The organism is Mycobacterium kubicae, assembly GCF_015689175.1.
GTDB classification, from domain to species: Bacteria; Actinomycetota; Actinomycetes; order Mycobacteriales; family Mycobacteriaceae; genus Mycobacterium; species Mycobacterium kubicae.
The window spans coordinates 2,540,927-2,558,038 of record NZ_CP065047.1; the positions used below are offsets into that span (position 1 = coordinate 2,540,927).

The window sequence follows — 17,112 nt, forward strand, 5'->3', positions numbered from 1 at the left end:
CCAGCATGTATGCAGTCGAGTAGCCTCGACAGATACCCGTCGATGCTCGATGGCGGGTCACATCAATAACTCAAGTCCCACGTCCCTACGACTCACCCTGTCCGGAGCAACCCAACAATATGCCGAGTCCCGCCGTCACCTCGCCGCAAGTAGCCGTCAACGACATTGGCTCCGCCGAGGACTTTCTCGCAGCAATAGACAAAACGATCAAATATTTCAACGATGGCGACATCGTCGAAGGCACGATCGTCAAAGTTGACCGGGACGAGGTGCTCCTCGACATCGGCTACAAGACCGAAGGGGTCATCCCCGCCCGCGAGCTCTCCATCAAGCACGACGTCGACCCCAACGAGGTTGTGTCCGTCGGTGACGAGGTGGAAGCCCTGGTCCTCACCAAGGAGGACAAAGAGGGCCGGCTCATCCTCTCCAAGAAGCGTGCGCAGTACGAGCGCGCCTGGGGCACCATCGAGGCGCTCAAGGAGAAGGACGAGGCCGTCAAGGGCACGGTCATCGAGGTGGTCAAGGGCGGTCTGATCCTCGACATCGGACTGCGCGGCTTCTTGCCCGCGTCCCTGGTCGAGATGCGTCGCGTGCGCGACCTGCAGCCCTACATCGGCAAGGAAATCGAAGCCAAGATCATCGAGCTGGACAAGAACCGCAACAACGTGGTGCTGTCGCGGCGGGCCTGGCTCGAGCAGACCCAGTCCGAGGTGCGCAGCGAGTTCCTCAACCAGCTGCAAAAGGGCGCCATCCGCAAGGGTGTGGTGTCCTCGATCGTCAACTTCGGCGCATTCGTCGACCTGGGCGGGGTGGACGGCCTGGTGCACGTCTCCGAGCTGTCCTGGAAGCACATCGACCACCCGTCCGAGGTGGTTCAGGTGGGCGACGAGGTCACCGTCGAGGTGCTCGACGTCGACATGGACCGCGAGCGGGTGTCGTTGTCGCTCAAGGCAACTCAGGAAGACCCGTGGCGGCACTTCGCCCGCACCCACGCCATCGGGCAGATCGTCCCCGGCAAGGTCACCAAGCTGGTTCCGTTCGGTGCGTTCGTCCGGGTCGAGGAGGGCATCGAAGGCCTGGTGCACATCTCCGAGCTGGCCGAGCGCCACGTCGAGGTGCCCGACCAGGTGGTTGCCGTCGGCGACGACGCCATGGTCAAGGTCATCGACATCGACCTGGAGCGGCGCCGAATCTCGTTGTCGCTCAAGCAGGCCAACGAGGACTACACCGACGAGTTCGACCCGGCGAAGTACGGCATGGCCGACAGCTACGACGAGCAGGGCAACTACATCTTCCCCGAGGGCTTCGACGCCGAAACCAACGAGTGGATGGAAGGTTTCGACGCCCAGCGCAACGAGTGGGAGGCCCGGTACGCCGAGGCCGAGCGCCGGCACAAGATGCACACCGCGCAGATGGAGAAGTTCGCGGCTGCCGAAGCCGCCGGCCACGGCGGCGGCGACCAGTCGTCGTCCAGCAGCTCCTCGTCGGAGAAGAGCGCCGGCGGTTCGCTGGCCAGCGACGCGCAGTTGGCCGCCCTGCGGGAAAAGCTCGCCGGCAGCGCGTAATCCGGTCAGCGGATGCTGCGGATCGGGCTCACCGGTGGCATTGGCGCCGGGAAATCGGCGCTGTCCGCCACGTTCTCGCAGCGCGGCGGGATCATCGTCGACGGCGATGTGATAGCCCGCGAGGTAGTCGAGCCAGGCACCGAGGGATTGGCGTCACTCGTCGACGCCTTCGGTGAGGACATCTTGCGCCCGGACGGGGCCTTGGACCGACCGGCGTTGGCTGCCAAGGCGTTTCGCGACGACGAAGCGCGCGCGAAGCTCAACGGCATCGTCCACCCGCTGGTCGGGAAGCGGCGAGCGGAGATCATCGCCGCGGTGTCCCAGGATGCGGTTGTGGTCGAGGACATCCCGCTGCTGGTGGAATCGGGGATGGCGCCGCTGTTTCCGTTGGTGGTCATCGTGCACGCCGATGTGGAACTGCGGGTGAAGCGCCTGGTCGAGCAGCGTGGTATGTCCGAAGAGGACGCGCGGGCCCGGATCGCCGCCCAGGCCACGGATGATCAGCGCCGCGCCGTCGCCGACATCTGGATGGACAATTCGGGTAGCCCAGAGTCGTTGGCCGACCGTGCCCGTGACGTCTGGGACAACCGGATACTTCCGTTCGCGCACAACCTCAGCGCGCGCCAGTACGCCCGTGCCCCCGTACGGTTGGTGCCGGCCCATCCCACTTGGGCCGACCAGGCGCGCCGCATCGTCAACCGGCTGAAAACCGCATGCGGTCACCGCGCAGTGCGGATCGACCACATCGGGTCGACCGCCGTTCCTGACTTCGACGCCAAGGATGTCATCGATATCCAAATCACCGTCGAGTCACTGGATGTGGCCGACGAACTGGTCGAACCGTTGCTGGCCGCCGGCTACCCGCGCCTCGAGCACATCATGCAGGATGCCGCCCAGGTCGACCTGCGCAGCACAACAACGCATTACGATCACAGCGTCAATACGTCGTTGTGGGACAAGCGACTTCACGCCTCCGCGGATCCCGGCCGGCCGACTAACGTGCATATCCGCGCATTGGGGCGGCCCAATCAGCAATTCGCCCTCCTCTTCGTCGACTGGCTCAAGGCCAACCCGGAGGCGCGCGCCAACTACGCCCAGGTGAAACGGGCGGCAGCGGATGGCGCCGACGGCGACATCGTCCGTTACGTCACCGCGAAGGAGCCGTGGTTCACCGAGGCCTACCGGCGGGCGTGGGAGTGGGCCGACGCCACCGGCTGGACGCCCTGAATCCATGCCTTTCGTCACCGACATCCTCGGACCCCGGCGACCTGTCGGTGACGAAACACCACCGCTGGTAGTGGGGCGGCGGCGACGCACCAGCACCATCGACACCCATCCGGACGAACACCGGGGCTCCGTGGTGGATCTACGCGCTCGTGACGCGGTGGGGGCCGGCGCTGGCGGCGTCGAGGTGGTGGGCGAAATCCGCATCAGCGCACACCTGAGTGATCAGGTCATCGATGACATCAGTTCGGCGCCGAAGGTGAGCGGTCTGGGCGCACTGCGGGGCAGCCGTGTCGGCCCAGGATTTCGATCGAAGGTCAGCAAGTTGCTCCCCGAGGAGGTGCAGCGGGCAAGCCTGCTGCACCTCCTGCTGGACGACTGGGTCGGTGCGGCGCTGGTGTCGGGATATGCGACTCAGTACGCGGCGATCGTCTCGGGCACCGAGCAGAAGCTGCCCGCGGGCGTCGCTGATCGGATCACCGGAATCTGCGCGGGTTTCGCGCCGCAGGCATCGTTGATCGGGTATGCCCGGCGCCACGAAATGATTCCGACGGGCCGCGGGCCGCAGGCGCCGACGCTGCACGGACTTCATGAGGTGGAACCGCTTCGGGCGCACGGGATGCGCAGGTTCCGCCGGCTCGATATGTGGCCGGCTGCACCGGGTTTGGTGGACTTCGACGCGCACTTTCGCGATTCGCACATGGACGACGACCTCGTCGAGACGATCGTGCACGAGTACACGGTCGCCGGCACGGTCGATGAGGCCACGCGAACCGTTCAATCGGTGCGTGCCGAGGTGCGGGTGCTGCCGTGGCAGGAATGCCCCGGCGCCATCGGAAGTGCCGCGCGCATCCAGGGCATGTCGCTCGCCGAATTACGCGACCGAGTTCGCGGTGAATTCGTCGGCACCAGTACGTGTACGCATCTCAATGACACGTTGCGGGCGATCGCGGACTTGGACGCCCTGCTCAATCTTCGATGAGAGGCGAGGTTGTGCGGCTCAGGTAGCCGGAAAGTAGCACGACGATCTCGTCTTCGACTTCGTCGAAGTCCGACGGATCGTCTGACGTGACCAGTCGGTGCACCAGCGACTCGATGGTGGCGACCACGACTTGCGCGTGTAATCGGCTGGTGGGCCGCACATCAGGATGCTGCTGGAGTAACCGTGCGGCCATATCCACACTGAACAGTTCCAATTGGTGCAGTCGATCAAGGAACTGCGGTGCCCGCGGCGCCTCTTCGAACAGCACGCGGTGCAGTCGCGGGTTGTCCCGATGGTTGTCGATGGTGGCGCGCACGAACATCCGCAGCAGGTCATCGAGTCGCTCCGGCAGACCGATAGACAGGCGCTCGCCGAGCAACTGAGCTCCCGCTTCCACATGTGCGTCCATCAGCGCCCGCAGCACGGCATCTTTGTTCGGGAAGTACTGATACAGCGATCCGATCGACACCCTGGCCCGCTCGGCGATGCGGTTAGTGGTCCCCGCCGCGTAGCCGTATTCGGCGAAAACCTGAGCGGCCGAAGCCAAGATGCGCTGCCTGGTTTCGGCGGCCCGCACCTGTTTGGGCTGCTTGCGCTCGCGAAATCGGTCCGTAGGGGCGATGGCGCGTCTCCTGAGCAAAAGCGAGTAGTCATCCGGCACTGAGGCCGTCAAGATTTAGGGAGCTTAACGTCCGAAGGAGCCAGCCGTGCGCACCGTTCACGTGGAAACCATCCTGCCGACCAGCTCCGACCGGGTCTGGTCGGCAATGTTGTCCCCGGCGACCTTCCTCTACGTCTGCAAGGGTCTGTTCGGCTTTCCCGCGTTGGCCGGGCGCACCGAAGCGCTACGTCTGGGTGAGCGGGGCACCGGATGGCTTTTTGCGTTCCACGTCATTCCCGCGTATCGGCACACGATCGAGGTGGTGGAGGTTGATGAGGCGAGCGGGACGATCCGCACCCGGGAACACGGCGGCGTCCTGAAGGCGTGGAATCACACTCTGCATGTCGAACCGCTTGGGCACGAGTCCTGCCGCTACAGCGACACCGTCGACATCGACGCCGGAATGATGACGGGCGCCGTGGTCGCGCTTGCGAGCAAGATATACCGCTACCGGCAGCGGCGCTGGCGGAAACTGGTGCATCGGCATATGACACCGCAACTGCCGCAGACCAATTCGGTCGATCAACGCCGGACCACCTGGTAACGCAGGTGGGCCACGCCCGGCGCCTCGAGCACCCGAACGAGTTCGAGTTCGGGCTCACCGGGGGCGAAGCCGTCGAGCAGCCGTTCACCAGAACCGAGAAGCACCGGGTTCACTTGCAGGTCGATCTCGTCGACGAGTCCGGCCGCAATAGCTTGCCGCCCGCAGGAGGCGCCGCCGGCAATGGAGATGGGCCGGTCGCCGGCGACGGCCTGCGCCTGAGCATGTGCGGATCGGATGCCGTCGGTGACGAAATGAAATGTGGTGCCGCCCCCCATGGTTATCGGGTCACGCGCATAGTGGGTGAGAACGAAGACCGGACACCGGTAGGGCGGGACGTCACCCCACCATCCCCGCCAGTCCGAGTCTCCCCACTCACCACGGATGGGGCCGAACATGTTGCGGCCCATGATGGTTGCGCCCATCCCGTCCATCATGTCCGACACCACCTGCCGGTTGACCGGATGATCCTTGGTGGGACCGAGGTGCCACTGGTGCAGAGCACGGCCGCCGATGCCGAGCGGCTCATCAAGGCTTTGATGCGGGCCCGCGACGTAGCCGTCCGCGGAGATCGACATCGACAGATTCGTTTTGTTCACGACGGTTAGACCGCGCAAGTCTTGATAACTCATCGGGTGAGGATCGCGACGGAAACTATCTCCCCCCGCGCCACGTGAGCTGCATGCCGTCGCCGGCCAGCCACCGGTTCAGGTCATAGCCGTTGCCGGCCAGCCCAGCGACGGCGGCGGTGGCCCGTCGCACCGCCCGCTCGGCGACGTCGACGCTGAGCAAGCCATGGCGGACGGCCTCGAAGAGTTCGTCCACATCGACCAGCGCGACGTCGCGTCCGGTGCGCACCTCGATGTCCAGGTAGTGATCTTCGGATTGCCACACTGCGGCGCCGGCAGTGTATTCACCGACATCGAGGTAGTAGTCCTGGTCTCGCTCGTACCCAGCGTTGAAGTGAAACACCGTGGCGCGCAGGCCAAGTGACGGCAGCAGCCACGACTCGAGGTAGTGGAATTGCGCGCGCCCGGGCGTGGGCCGGGCCAAATAGAGCCCCCACGGTTGGACGACATAGTCGTCGACGGCCCGCACGATGCCCTTCGGATCGGTGTTCGTGCGGGCGATCAAATCGAATGTCTCGCGTTTGGGGGGATGGATAGGCTCACTCTAACGGCCGCGCGACGGGAGAGTCCCGGTCAGTCATCCCACCACAGCGGAGAAAGGCGGCGCCATGTTGAGGTCAGTTCGGGCGGGCGAGCAACTGTGAGCGACCTCAGCGGAAAGACAGCCCTCATCACCGGGGGAAACTCGGGTATTGGACTGGCAGCCGCGCAACGGTTAGCCGCCGCAGGCGCCCACGTGGTCCTGACCGGCCGTAATCAGCAGACCATCGACGCCGCGGTGGCTTCGATCGGTGACCGAGCGACGGGCATCCGCGCTGACGTGGCCAACCCGGACGACTTGGCGGCCGTAGCCGAAGCCGTCAAGTCCCGCGGACAAGGCCTCGACGTGATCTTCGCCAATGCCGGCGGCGGTGAATTCGCGGCTTTGGGCGAGATTTCCGTCGAACACTTCACCTCCACGTTCATGACCAACGTGGGGGGAACGCTGTTCACCGTGCAAGCGATGCTGCCACTGCTCAATCGAGGCTCATCGATTGTGCTGACCGGTTCAACCGCGGCCTATAACGGCACCCCGGCATTCAGCGTCTACGCGGCGACCAAGGCTGCGATTCGCTCGTTCGGGCGGACGTGGGCCGCCGAGCTGGTCGGCCGCGAGATCCGCGTCAACACCATCGTCCCGGGACCGGTCGAGACGCCGGGACTTTTGGGTCTGGCACCGGCGGACCGAGAGCAGGAGCTCAGGGAGAGCCAAGCGGCCGCGGTCCCCATGGGACGTCTCGGCAGGCCCGAGGAGGTCGCTGCGGCGGTGCTGTTCCTCGCCTCCGACGAGAGCAGCTTCATGACTGGCAGCGAAATCTTCGTCGACGGCGGCGCCGAACAGATCTAGGCAGCCCTGCCTATCGACGCAACCGAATCTTCCACCTGACGAACGTCGCGTAGAACAACGACAGTGCGCCCAGCATCCCCATATCGATGAGCCAGCCCTTCGAGGTGTGCTCCCAGAACCGGTCTTGGGACACCAGCGTGCCGGGCACCAGGTGGCGCAAATCGACTGTCGACGCCGCCGCGGCGTAGCCCCACCGCGCTGGCATCGAAAACGACAGCTGGTCCAGCCCGAGCCGGCCTGTCACCGGCACCATCCCGCCGCACAACACCAGTTGCGCCATGACCGTCACCACGAACAGCGGCATGATCTGCTCGCTGGAGCGCACCAGCGAGGAAATCGCCAGACCCAGCACGGCGGAGGCGACGCACGTCGCGGCGACGGTGAAAAACAGTTCCACGGAGGCACTGGTCGTCGAGTGTCCCAGCAGCACCGCGCCCCGCGTCGGCGCGCTCTTACCGATCACCACGATGGCGGTGACAATCGCCGACTGCACAATGGCGAAGCCGCAGAACACCGCCGTTTTCGCCAGCAGATATGCCGTCGTGGACAGCCCGACCGCCTGCTCGCGCTGGAAGATGGCCCGTTCGCCGACCAGGTCACGGATCGTCAGCGCCGTTCCCATGAACGCCGCGGCCGGTAGCAGCAGCGCCAGGATCTGCGCAGCCTCGTCGGGCGTCCCGGCGTTCGGGCCGGGGGCGTGAAACCCGTTGCTGCCCGGCACTGTCAGGGAGAGCGAACCCAGGATGAACGGCAACACCGCGAGAAAGATGAAGTACGCACGGTCGGCAATCACCAGGCGAACCTGCCGTCGGGCCACCGTCGATATCTGGCGCCGCACGCTGGTGTGCACGGGTTCCCCGAGTTCGCCCGGCTCCTCGTCGTCGCGGGCCGGTGCGAGTTTCTGCGGTCGCTTCTCGGCCTCGGTCTGGGCCACGAACCGCCGGTTGGCCTCTTCGGGGTCCGCGCCGACTTTGGTGAAGATCTTCGCCCAGTTGGTGGTGCCCATCGCGTCGCCGATCTGGTCGGGCGAACCGCAGTAGGCGGTCTTGCCGCCCGGCGCCACCAACAGCAGCTGATCGCAGGTGTCGAGGTAGGACAGCATGTGCGTCACCACGATCACCACCCGACCGGCGTCGGCCAACTGGCGCAGCATCATCATGACCTGATAGTCCAGGGCCGGGTCGAGTCCTGATGTCGGCTCGTCGAGGATCAACAACGAAGGGCCGGTGAGTAATTCGAGCGCCACCGAAGCGCGTTTACGCTGCCCGCCGGACAATTTGTCGACGCGGGTGTCGGCGTGCTTGGTCAGGTCGAGTTCTCCGAGCACCCGCGCGACCACCTTGGCCCGGTCGGCCTTGCTGGTATCGGGCGGCAGTCGCAACTCGGCCGCGTAGCTTAACGCCTGGTTCACCGTCAACTGCCGGTGCACGACGTCGTCTTGGGGGACGATGCCGATCCTGCTGCGCAGCGACGCGTACTCCGCGTGGATGTCGTGGCCCTCGAAGCTGACCGACCCCGAGGTAGGGCGGGCGTACCCGGCAATCAGCCGGGCCAGGGTGCTCTTGCCCGCGCCCGAACCGCCGATGACGGCGGTCAGGGTGCCGGGCCGTGCAGTCAGCGAGATGTTGTCGAGCAGTTGTTTGCCGTTGTCGACGACGTACTTGACGTTGCGCACCTCCAAGCCGCCGGTGCGGGTCGCAGATTCACTGCGCGGCACCAACGTTCCCTTGCTGAAGACCAAGTCGACGTTGCCGATGGTGACCACGTCGCCGTCGCTCAAGATGGCCGAGCCCACCCGGGTGCCGTTGACGAACGTCCCGTTGATGCTGCGGTCCTGGATCTCGGTGCCCAACGGCGTCGTCTGCAGCGTCGCGTGCTGGCGGGAGGCCAACACGTCGGAGACGACGATGTCGTTGTCCGCAGCGCGACCGATGGTGGCCGAACCGGTCGTCTTGGTCGGCCCGGCGGACCGTTGGGTGAGGATCTTCACAAATCTGGTCGCCAGATTGGAGACATCGGCCGACTTGGCGTCGACCAGGGTGAACTCGGCCGGCGGTGTCTCGATGTTGACCGAGGTCGCTTCTTCCGGCGGCATCACTCGTGCTGCGGGTGCGGGTGGCCGTTGCGGGCGCCGCGGGGGCGGCGGCGGGGGCGGTTTGGGCCGACCGGGCGGGGGACCACCGTGCGGGCGCTGCGGCGGTGCCGGTGGCGGTGGGGGTGGCGGCGTCACCGACCAAGCCAGCGTCGGCGGTCCGCTGTCGTGCATGGATCTGGCCTTGACCGCGTGCGGTGGCCGGCTCGCTTGTCCGCGTTGAGGTCCGATCTGGAAGGTCAGCCGCGGACCGGCGGGGTTGCCGACGTGGATGCTTTGCCCGTCGTGGATGTCGACGACGGGCATGCGGTAGCCGTTGACGTAGGTCCCGTTCAGGGAGCCGTTGTCAATGGCCAGCCAGCGGCCCTGGTCGAAGCGAAGTATCAAGTGGGCGCGAGAGATGCGCGGATCTGGGATACGCAGGTCGGCGTGCAGGTCACGTCCGATGACCACCTCGTAACCGGCCTCAAAGGAGACTTGGGACCCGTTATGTCGGATGGTCAGCGCAGGCGGGGCTGGTCGACTCACGACAACTAGTATCGGTGGAGTTTCTGAGTGTGCTCTGTGTGACGCACCTGTGACGCCGCTTTGTTTCGGTTCGGCCACTCATAGCTGCTACACAGCCTATGCCGAACCACAACTGGCGATCTTGCGGCATGATTTCAGGTTGGGGAATGTCTGTAGGGCCGAGCAGACAACTCGAGAACTCGGCGTACTCAGACGGAAGGGCCGCGCCGGTCAGGTTGACCAGGCCGGCGGAACGCTCAAGTGCACCGCAACCACATAGCCGCGACTGGCTGGCAGCGTGAAGGGAGGGGAGCGGCAGATGGACGATCAATCCGGCGGTACCCGGCGTCTCAACTCAGGCCGGCGGTTGTTGAGCAACCCAGGTCTGGCGCGAGCGGCGCTGCGAGCGGGCTTTCAGTCACTGCCGTCGGCCACCGTCGCGCACTTCCTGCGCCGCGTCCCGCCGGTGAACTCGACGCCCAATGCCGAAGTTCCGCCCGTCCCGGCCAGCCCCGCGAAGCCTGAGCGGGAAGGCAGTACGCCGCGCCTGGAGATGGATCGGGGCGCGTGCATCGCCGGATACACGATCCTGCGGCGGCTGGGCGCCGGCGGCATGGCCGAGGTCTATCTGGCATTGCATCCCCGGTTGCCACGCCGCGACGTCATCAAGGTTCTGGCCGAGGCGATTACGGCCGACAGCGAATTCCGGGAGCGGTTCAACCGGGAAGCCGACTTGGCCGCGACGCTGTGGCACCCGCACATCGTCGGCGTTCACGATCGCGGTGAATTCAACGGTCAGCTCTGGATTTCCATGGATTACGTGGAGGGCACCGACGCCTCCCGACTGGTCAAAGAGCGCTACCCCGACGGCATGCCGACCGATGAGGTGTGCGCGATCCTGACCGCGGTGGCCGGTGCGCTCGACTACGCCCACGACCGCGGACTGCTGCACCGCGATGTCAAGCCCGCCAACATCCTGCTCACCCATGTCGACGACGACGATCGTCGAATCCTGTTGGCGGATTTCGGCGTAGCGCGGCACCTCGGGGACATCAGCGGCATCACCCAGACCAACGTCGCGGTGGGCACCGTCGCCTACGCGGCGCCTGAACAGCTGGCGGGTGGCAATATCGACGGCCGCGCCGATCAATACGCGTTGGCGGCCACCGCTTTTCACCTGCTGACCGGGGCGCCGCCGTTTCAGCATCCCAATCCGATCGCGGTGATCAGCCAGCACCTGCACGACGACCCGCCCCGGCTCAGCGAATACCGCCCGGAACTGGCGCACCTCGACGACATCTTCTTCCGGGCGCTGGCGAAGAACCCCGAGGACAGGTTCGAGCGGTGTCGGGCGTTTTCGGCCGCGGTCCGCGAACAGCTGGCCAGCGTGGCCGAGGACGCGGTCGACACCGAGCATGAAATCCAGGAGCCGGCTGGCAAACGCCGCATCCTGGGGGGGCTGCACCAGAAGTTCTCGGCGCGCACCCGGGTGGCCGCCGCGCTGGTCTGTGCGGTGCTGATCGCGGTGGCCGCGACCTGGTCGACCCTCTACACCATTCAGACCGATCCGACGCAACCCAAACCGGCGCTGGCCGCCCGACCCGGAGATCCCGCGGCGAACCCGGCCACACCCGTTGCCGGACCGCCCGCGCGCGTCCTCGACGGCACCTACCGGTTGAACTACGACCGGTCCAAGCGCACAACGAACGGCGTGCCAGTCCGGCACGACGGCGCCGACACCAATTGGTGGGCGTTCCACTCGGTGTGCACCGCCAACGGGTGCGCGGCCAGCGGTGTCCAGCTCGACGACACCAATCACCAAGTCGTGAGCACCGCCGACGGTGGTCAGACCAACGCGCTGCGCTTCATCGCGGGGTACTGGCAGGGCACTCCGCAGCAGGCGCGGGTGGGCTGCAAACAGCCGAACGGGCCGGTGCGGGCGACTCAGCAGGAAACGGTCGCGTGGTCGCTGGCGCCGCAGTCCGACGGCACGCTGCGCGGCGTCGAGACCGAGACCGTGGTGAGCAACGAATGTGGTGCCCAGGGCGCGGTGTTGCGGGTGCCCGTGGTCGCCACCCGGGTCGGTGACGTGCCGCCGGGCATCAAGTTGGCCGATCCAGCGCAAACGCTGAGCGCGCCCACCTCGCCGGCCCGCAAGCCGTCACCGCCGGTCCTCGGCGGGGTGTGCAGCGACGCGGACAAGCTGGGCTACGACCAGACCAGCAACGAGCAGGTGGTTTGCGAAGGCAACACCTGGGACAAGGCGCCGATCACCACCGGCGTGCACGCTGCGGGCTCGTCGTGCGACCGGCCCGACATCCCGGTGTTCGCCATGTCCGCGTCCAACGACGGCTACCTGCTCGAATGTGACCCGGTCACCCGGATGTGGAACCGCCACCACTAGGCAGTCCGCCGGCCCGCGAGCGTGCGTGTCTGTTCAGTAACACGCCGGTGGGAGCGGCATTCTGCGCACGCTCGCGCGCGGAACAAAGGTTGTCGGTACCTGGTTCTACCCTGGTGCTATGGCCTTCGCCACCGAACACCCAGTAGTCGCGCACTCGGAATACCGCGCGGTCGAGGCGGCCGTACGCACCGGCCGCCCGTTCGAGGTGGTCAGCCCGCACGCACCGGCCGGCGACCAGCCCGCCGCCATCGACGAGCTGGAACGACGCATCCGCGCGGGGGAGCGCGACGTCGTGCTGCTGGGCGCTACCGGCACCGGGAAGTCGGCGACCACCGCCTGGCTGATCGAACGGCTGCAACGGCCCACCCTGGTCATGGCGCCCAACAAGACGCTGGCCGCTCAGCTGGCGAACGAACTGCGCGAGATGTTGCCGTACAACGCGGTCGAGTACTTCGTGTCGTACTACGACTACTACCAACCCGAGGCATACATCGCCCAGACCGACACCTACATCGAAAAGGACAGCTCGATCAACGACGACGTCGAGCGGCTGCGGCACTCGGCGACCTCGTCACTGCTGTCGCGTCGCGACGTGGTGGTGGTGGCCTCGGTGTCCTGCATCTACGGCCTGGGTACGCCGCAGTCCTACTTGGACCGGTCGGTCGAGCTGCAGGTCGGCATGGAGGTACCGCGCGACGGGTTGTTGCGGCTGCTGGTCGACGTGCAGTACACCCGCAACGACCTGTCGTTCACCCGCGGATCGTTTCGGGTGCGCGGGGACACCGTGGAGATCATCCCCTCCTACGAGGAGCTGGCGATCCGGATCGAGTTCTTCGGCGACGAGATCGAGGCCCTGTACTACCTGCACCCGCTGACCGGCGAGGTGATTCGCCAGGTCGAGTCGCTGCGGATCTTTCCCGCCACTCACTACGTGGCCGGGCCGGAGCGGATGGCGCAGGCGATCTCCTCCATCGAGCAGGAACTCGCCGAGCGGTTGGCCGAATTGGAGTCGCAGGGCAAGCTGCTGGAGGCCCAACGGCTGCGCATGCGCACCAACTACGACATCGAGATGATGCGCCAGGTCGGGTTCTGCTCGGGCATCGAGAACTACTCGCGCCACATCGACGGTCGCGGGCCGGGATCGCCGCCGGCGACACTGCTGGACTACTTTCCGGAAGATTTCCTGCTCGTCATCGACGAGTCGCATGTCACCGTGCCGCAGATCGGCGGCATGTACGAGGGCGACATGTCGCGCAAGCGCAACCTCGTCGAATACGGATTCCGATTGCCCTCGGCGGTGGACAACCGGCCGCTGACGTGGGAGGAGTTCGCCGACCGGATCGGGCAGACGGTGTATCTGTCGGCGACTCCCGGCCCGTACGAGCTGAGCCAGTCTGCCGGTGAGTTCGTCGAGCAGGTGATTCGCCCGACCGGTCTGGTCGATCCGAAGGTGGTGGTCAAGCCGACCAAGGGCCAGATCGACGACTTGATCGGCGAGATTTGCAAACGCACCGACGCCGACGAGCGGGTGCTGGTCACCACGTTGACCAAGAAAATGGCCGAGGACCTCACCGATTACCTGCTCGAGATGGGTATCCGGGTGCGCTACCTGCATTCCGAGGTCGACACACTGCGGCGGGTGGAGCTACTGCGGCAGCTGCGGTTGGGCGACTACGACGTGCTGGTCGGCATCAACCTGCTGCGAGAGGGACTGGACCTGCCCGAAGTGTCGCTGGTGGCCATCCTCGACGCCGACAAGGAAGGGTTCCTGCGCTCCACCCGCAGCCTGATCCAGACCATCGGCCGTGCCGCCCGCAACGTCTCGGGTGAAGTGCATATGTACGCCGACAAGATCACCGACTCGATGAAAGAGGCCATCGACGAGACCGAGCGCCGCCGCGCCAAGCAGATCGCCTACAACGAAGCGCACGGCATCGACCCGCAGCCGCTGCGCAAGAAGATCGCCGACATCCTCGATCAGGTGTATCGAGAGGCCGACGACACCGACGTCGAGATCGGCGGGTCCGGACGCAACGCCTCCCGCGGCCGACGGGCCCCCGGTGAAGCCGGTCGGGCGGTCAGCGCCGGGGTGTTCGAGGGACGCGACACCACCAGCATGCCGCGCGCGGAGCTGGCCGACCTGATCAAAGATCTCACCGAGCAGATGATGGCCGCCGCGCGCGACTTGCAATTCGAGTTGGCGGCGCGGTTCCGCGACGAAATCGCCGATCTGAAAAAGGAATTGCGCGGGATGGACGCGGCCGGCCTGAAGTGACGGAGGCAGAGAGCCGGACCGGTAGTTGGCGCGAACTGCTCGGGCGATATCTGGGCACCGCCACCGTGCTGGCCGGCGGTGTCGGACTGTATGCGACCAACGAGTTCCTGACCGTCAGTCTGCTGCCTAGCGCAATCGCGGAAATTGGCGGCGCCCGGCTGTATGCGTGGGTGGTCACCCTCTACCTCGTCGGCTCCGTCGTGGCGGCAACCACCGTCAATACGGTGCTGCTGCGCTTCGGCGCCCGTAGGTCATTTCTGCTGGGGCTGTTGGTCTTCGCCAGTGCCAGCGTCATCTGCGCTGTGGCGCCGAATATGGAGGTGTTGATCGCCGGCCGCGCCTTGCAAGGGGTTGCCGGCGGTCTGCTTGCGGGCTTGGGATACGCGCTGATCAACTCTGCGCTGCCCAAATGGCTGTGGACCCGCGCCTCAGCGCTGGTATCGGCGATGTGGGGTGTGGCAACCGTGATCGGACCCGCTGCGGGTGGTCTGTTCGCGCAGTTCGGGCTGTGGCGGTGGGCGTTCGGCGCCATGGCGGTCCTGCCGGTGCTGATGGCGATCCTGGTGCCGCTCGCCCTGCCCGCCGGCCCCACGGAGCGTGGTGGCCCGGCGGCTACGGTTTCCAGGCCCACCGCCACGGGAGTGCCGGTGTGGTCGCTGCTGTTGGTGGGCGCCGCGGCGTTGGCGCTCAGCGTTGCGCAGTTGCCGCGCAACGGCATGGCGACCGCCGGATTGCTCTCGGCGGGCTTGCTCTTGGTCGGGGCGGCGGTCGTGGTGGACCGGCGCAGCACCGCAGCGGTCCTGCCGCCCAGCGTGTTTGGTTCCGGGCCGTTGCGCTGGATTTACCTGACCATGGCGGTGCAGATGATGGCGGTGCTGGTCGACACCTACGTGCCGCTGTTCGGTCAACGGCTGGGGCATTTGTCGCCGGTCGTGGCCGGGTTCTTGGGTGCGGCCCTGGCCGTCGGCTGGACGGTCAGCGAGATCGCGAGCGCGTCGTTGAACAACCCACGGCTGGTTGGATACGTCGTCGCGGTCGCCCCGCTGGTGATGGCCGCAGGGCTGGCCCTGGCGACGCTCACTCAACGCGGCGACGCGCCGGTCGGGGTTGTGGTCGTCTGGGCGCTGGCGTTGTTGATCGCCGGAACGGGTATCGGGATGGCCTGGCCACACCTTTCCGTGCAGGCAATGGAGTCGGTCGATGATCCGTCTGAGAGCGGGGCCGCCGCCGCGGCGATCAACACGGTGCAGGTGATCTCGGCCGCCATTGGCGCGGGCGTGGCCGGCGTCGTGGTCAACCACGCACCGGGCGGTGAACTGGCCGCGGCTCGCTGGATGTACGGGGTGTTCGCGGTGCTTGCCGCGGTCGGGTTCGTCGCTTCGGCGAAGGCGAGCCGGCGCAATCGACACGCCCGGACGCCCCATACGGTGTATGGGTGACCTACACGGCCAGTGAGACCGGTAGTTGGCGTGAGCTGCTCGGCCAGCATCTGGGTACGGCCACGGTCCTGGCAGGTGGCGTTCTGCTCTACTCCACCAACGAATTTCTCACGGTCAGCATGCTTCCGACCATCGTCACCGACATCGGCGGTGGTCGGCTGTTCGCCTGGGCCACGACGTTGTATCTGGTCGGTTCGGTGGTCGCGGCGACCGTCGTCCATCCGATGCTGCAGCGCATCGGGGCACGATCGTCCTATCTGGTCGGGTTGGGCGCGTTCGCGCTCGCCAGCGCGGTGAATGCGGCGGCGCCCAGCATGGAGATCCTGGTCGCCGGACGCACGTTGCGCGGTGTGGCGGGTGGGCTGCTGGCCGGCCTCGGGTATGCCTTGATCAACTCCGCGTTGCCGCGTTCGCTGTGGACCCGGGGCTCGGCGCTGGTTTCGGCCATGTGGGGTGTGTCGACGCTGATCGGACCGGTGGCCGGCGGGATCTTCGCGCAGCTCGACCTGTGGCGGTGGGCCTACGCCGCAATGGGCGTCATCGCTGTAGTGATGGCGCTGTTGGTGATGACCGTGCTGGACCGCGCTGAAGTCGACTCGACTGGAGACCAACCGGCGCCACCCGTCCGGAAGGTGCCCATCTGGTCACTGCTGCTGATGGGCGCGGCCGCACTGGTGATCAGCGTCGCGTCGCTTCCCGACAACTTGCCCGGCACCTTCGGGCTGCTCGCCGCCGGTGCCGTCTTGATCGCCATCTTCGTGCTGATGGATCGGCGCATGCATGTTGCGGTGTTGCCGCGCAATGTCTTCAAGCCGGGACCGTTGAAGTGGATCTACTTGACCATGTCCGTACAGATGGCCGCGGCGATGGCCAACATCTTCGTGCCGTTGTTCGGTCAGAAACTCGCCGACCTGAGCCCGGTCGAGGCCGGTTTTCTCGGTGCGGCGCTCGCCACGGGGTGGACGATCGGTGAGATTGTCAGCGCTTCGATCACCGATCAGCAAGTGATCAAGCATGCAGTGGCGGCCGCACCGCTCGTGATGGCGGCGGGCCTGGGGCTGGGCGCGGTGACGCAGCGCGCGTACGCCCCGCTCGGGTTCGTGGCCCTGTGGGCCCTGGCTCTACTGATTACGGGGGCAGGCATCGGGATCGGGTGGCCCCACCTTGCCGTGCGGGCGATGGGCTCCGGCGACGACCCGGTGGAAAGCAGTGCGGCAGCAGCGGCCATCAATGTCGTCCAACTGAGCTCAGCGGCAATCGGCGCCGGGCTGGCGGGAGCTGTGGTCAATGCCGCCCCGGGAGGGGAGGTGGTGGGAGCCCGCTGGTTATACGCGGTATTCACCGCGCTGGCCGCCCTCGGGTTCATCGCCTCCTACCAGGCGGCGCACCGACACAGTACGTAGGTC

Annotated in this window: 13 protein-coding genes; 9 read left to right on the forward strand and 4 right to left on the reverse strand. The window is 66.4% G+C overall.

Annotation, left to right across the window (positions count from 1 at the left end; all coding sequences use genetic code 11):
- Positions 1–119 precede the first annotated feature (119 nt).
- From rpsA to I2456_RS12050, 3 genes are read left to right on the forward strand one after another with little or no spacing between them, the layout of a single operon-like run.
- Complete coding sequence (rpsA, locus tag I2456_RS12040; RefSeq protein ID WP_068159245.1) at positions 120–1,565, forward strand: 30S ribosomal protein S1; 1,446 nt, start codon at positions 120–122, stop codon at positions 1,563–1,565.
- Between the two features lie 12 nt (positions 1,566–1,577).
- The gene (gene coaE / locus I2456_RS12045; RefSeq protein ID WP_085073136.1) at positions 1,578–2,792 is read left to right on the forward strand and encodes a dephospho-CoA kinase; all 1,215 of its coding nucleotides are present in this window, start codon (positions 1,578–1,580) and stop codon (positions 2,790–2,792) included.
- A gap of 4 nt (positions 2,793–2,796) precedes the next feature.
- Positions 2,797–3,771, forward strand: coding sequence for a DUF2889 domain-containing protein (locus I2456_RS12050; protein WP_085073135.1), 975 nt, complete (start codon positions 2,797–2,799; stop codon positions 3,769–3,771).
- Here the strand turns inward: I2456_RS12050 and I2456_RS12055 are convergent.
- Complete coding sequence (locus I2456_RS12055) at positions 3,758–4,411, reverse strand: TetR/AcrR family transcriptional regulator (protein WP_163703858.1); 654 nt, start codon at positions 4,409–4,411, stop codon at positions 3,758–3,760. The genes I2456_RS12050 and I2456_RS12055 overlap by 14 nt on opposite strands.
- Before the next feature lie 67 nt (positions 4,412–4,478).
- Here I2456_RS12055 and I2456_RS12060 point away from each other — a divergent pair, with 67 nt between their 5' ends.
- Positions 4,479–4,976, forward strand: a complete 498-nt coding sequence (locus I2456_RS12060) for a hypothetical protein (RefSeq protein WP_085073134.1) — start codon at positions 4,479–4,481, stop codon at positions 4,974–4,976.
- Here I2456_RS12060 and I2456_RS12065 read toward each other — a convergent pair.
- Positions 4,955–5,572, reverse strand: coding sequence for a dihydrofolate reductase family protein (locus I2456_RS12065; RefSeq protein WP_085073149.1), 618 nt, complete (start codon positions 5,570–5,572; stop codon positions 4,955–4,957). The genes I2456_RS12060 and I2456_RS12065 overlap by 22 nt on opposite strands.
- Before the next feature lie 55 nt (positions 5,573–5,627).
- A complete protein-coding gene (locus tag I2456_RS12070) occupies positions 5,628–6,071 on the reverse strand; it encodes a DUF402 domain-containing protein (protein ID WP_163703859.1) in 444 nt (147 codons plus the stop codon).
- A gap of 171 nt (positions 6,072–6,242) precedes the next feature.
- Here I2456_RS12070 and I2456_RS12075 point away from each other — a divergent pair, with 171 nt between their 5' ends.
- A complete protein-coding gene (locus I2456_RS12075; protein WP_139823047.1) occupies positions 6,243–6,989 on the forward strand; it encodes an SDR family oxidoreductase in 747 nt (248 codons plus the stop codon).
- A 10-nt stretch (positions 6,990–6,999) separates the two neighbouring features.
- Here the strand turns inward: I2456_RS12075 and I2456_RS12080 are convergent, their stop codons facing one another.
- Positions 7,000–9,609 carry an FHA domain-containing protein gene (locus I2456_RS12080; protein ID WP_163703831.1) on the reverse strand — a complete coding sequence of 870 codons (2,610 nt, stop codon included), beginning with the start codon at positions 9,607–9,609 and terminating at the stop codon, positions 7,000–7,002.
- Between the two features lie 298 nt (positions 9,610–9,907).
- Between I2456_RS12080 and I2456_RS12085 the strand changes: the two genes are divergently transcribed.
- The 4 genes from I2456_RS12085 (at position 9,908) to I2456_RS12100 (ending at position 17,109) form a co-directional block, all read left to right on the forward strand.
- Positions 9,908–11,992 carry a serine/threonine-protein kinase gene (locus I2456_RS12085; protein WP_085073130.1) on the forward strand — a complete coding sequence of 695 codons (2,085 nt, stop codon included), beginning with the start codon at positions 9,908–9,910 and terminating at the stop codon, positions 11,990–11,992.
- Positions 11,993–12,110: 118 nt separating this feature from the next.
- The gene (gene uvrB, locus I2456_RS12090) at positions 12,111–14,267 is read left to right on the forward strand and encodes an excinuclease ABC subunit UvrB (protein ID WP_085073129.1); all 2,157 of its coding nucleotides are present in this window, start codon (positions 12,111–12,113) and stop codon (positions 14,265–14,267) included.
- Entirely contained in the window at positions 14,264–15,706 is a 1,443-nt protein-coding gene (locus I2456_RS12095; protein ID WP_085073128.1) for an MFS transporter, read from the forward strand. Before uvrB ends, I2456_RS12095 begins: the two co-directional genes overlap by 4 nt.
- Complete coding sequence (locus I2456_RS12100) at positions 15,703–17,109, forward strand: MFS transporter (protein ID WP_068159222.1); 1,407 nt, start codon at positions 15,703–15,705, stop codon at positions 17,107–17,109. The genes I2456_RS12095 and I2456_RS12100 overlap by 4 nt, the downstream gene beginning before the upstream one ends.
- The last annotated feature ends 3 nt before the right edge of the window (positions 17,110–17,112 follow it).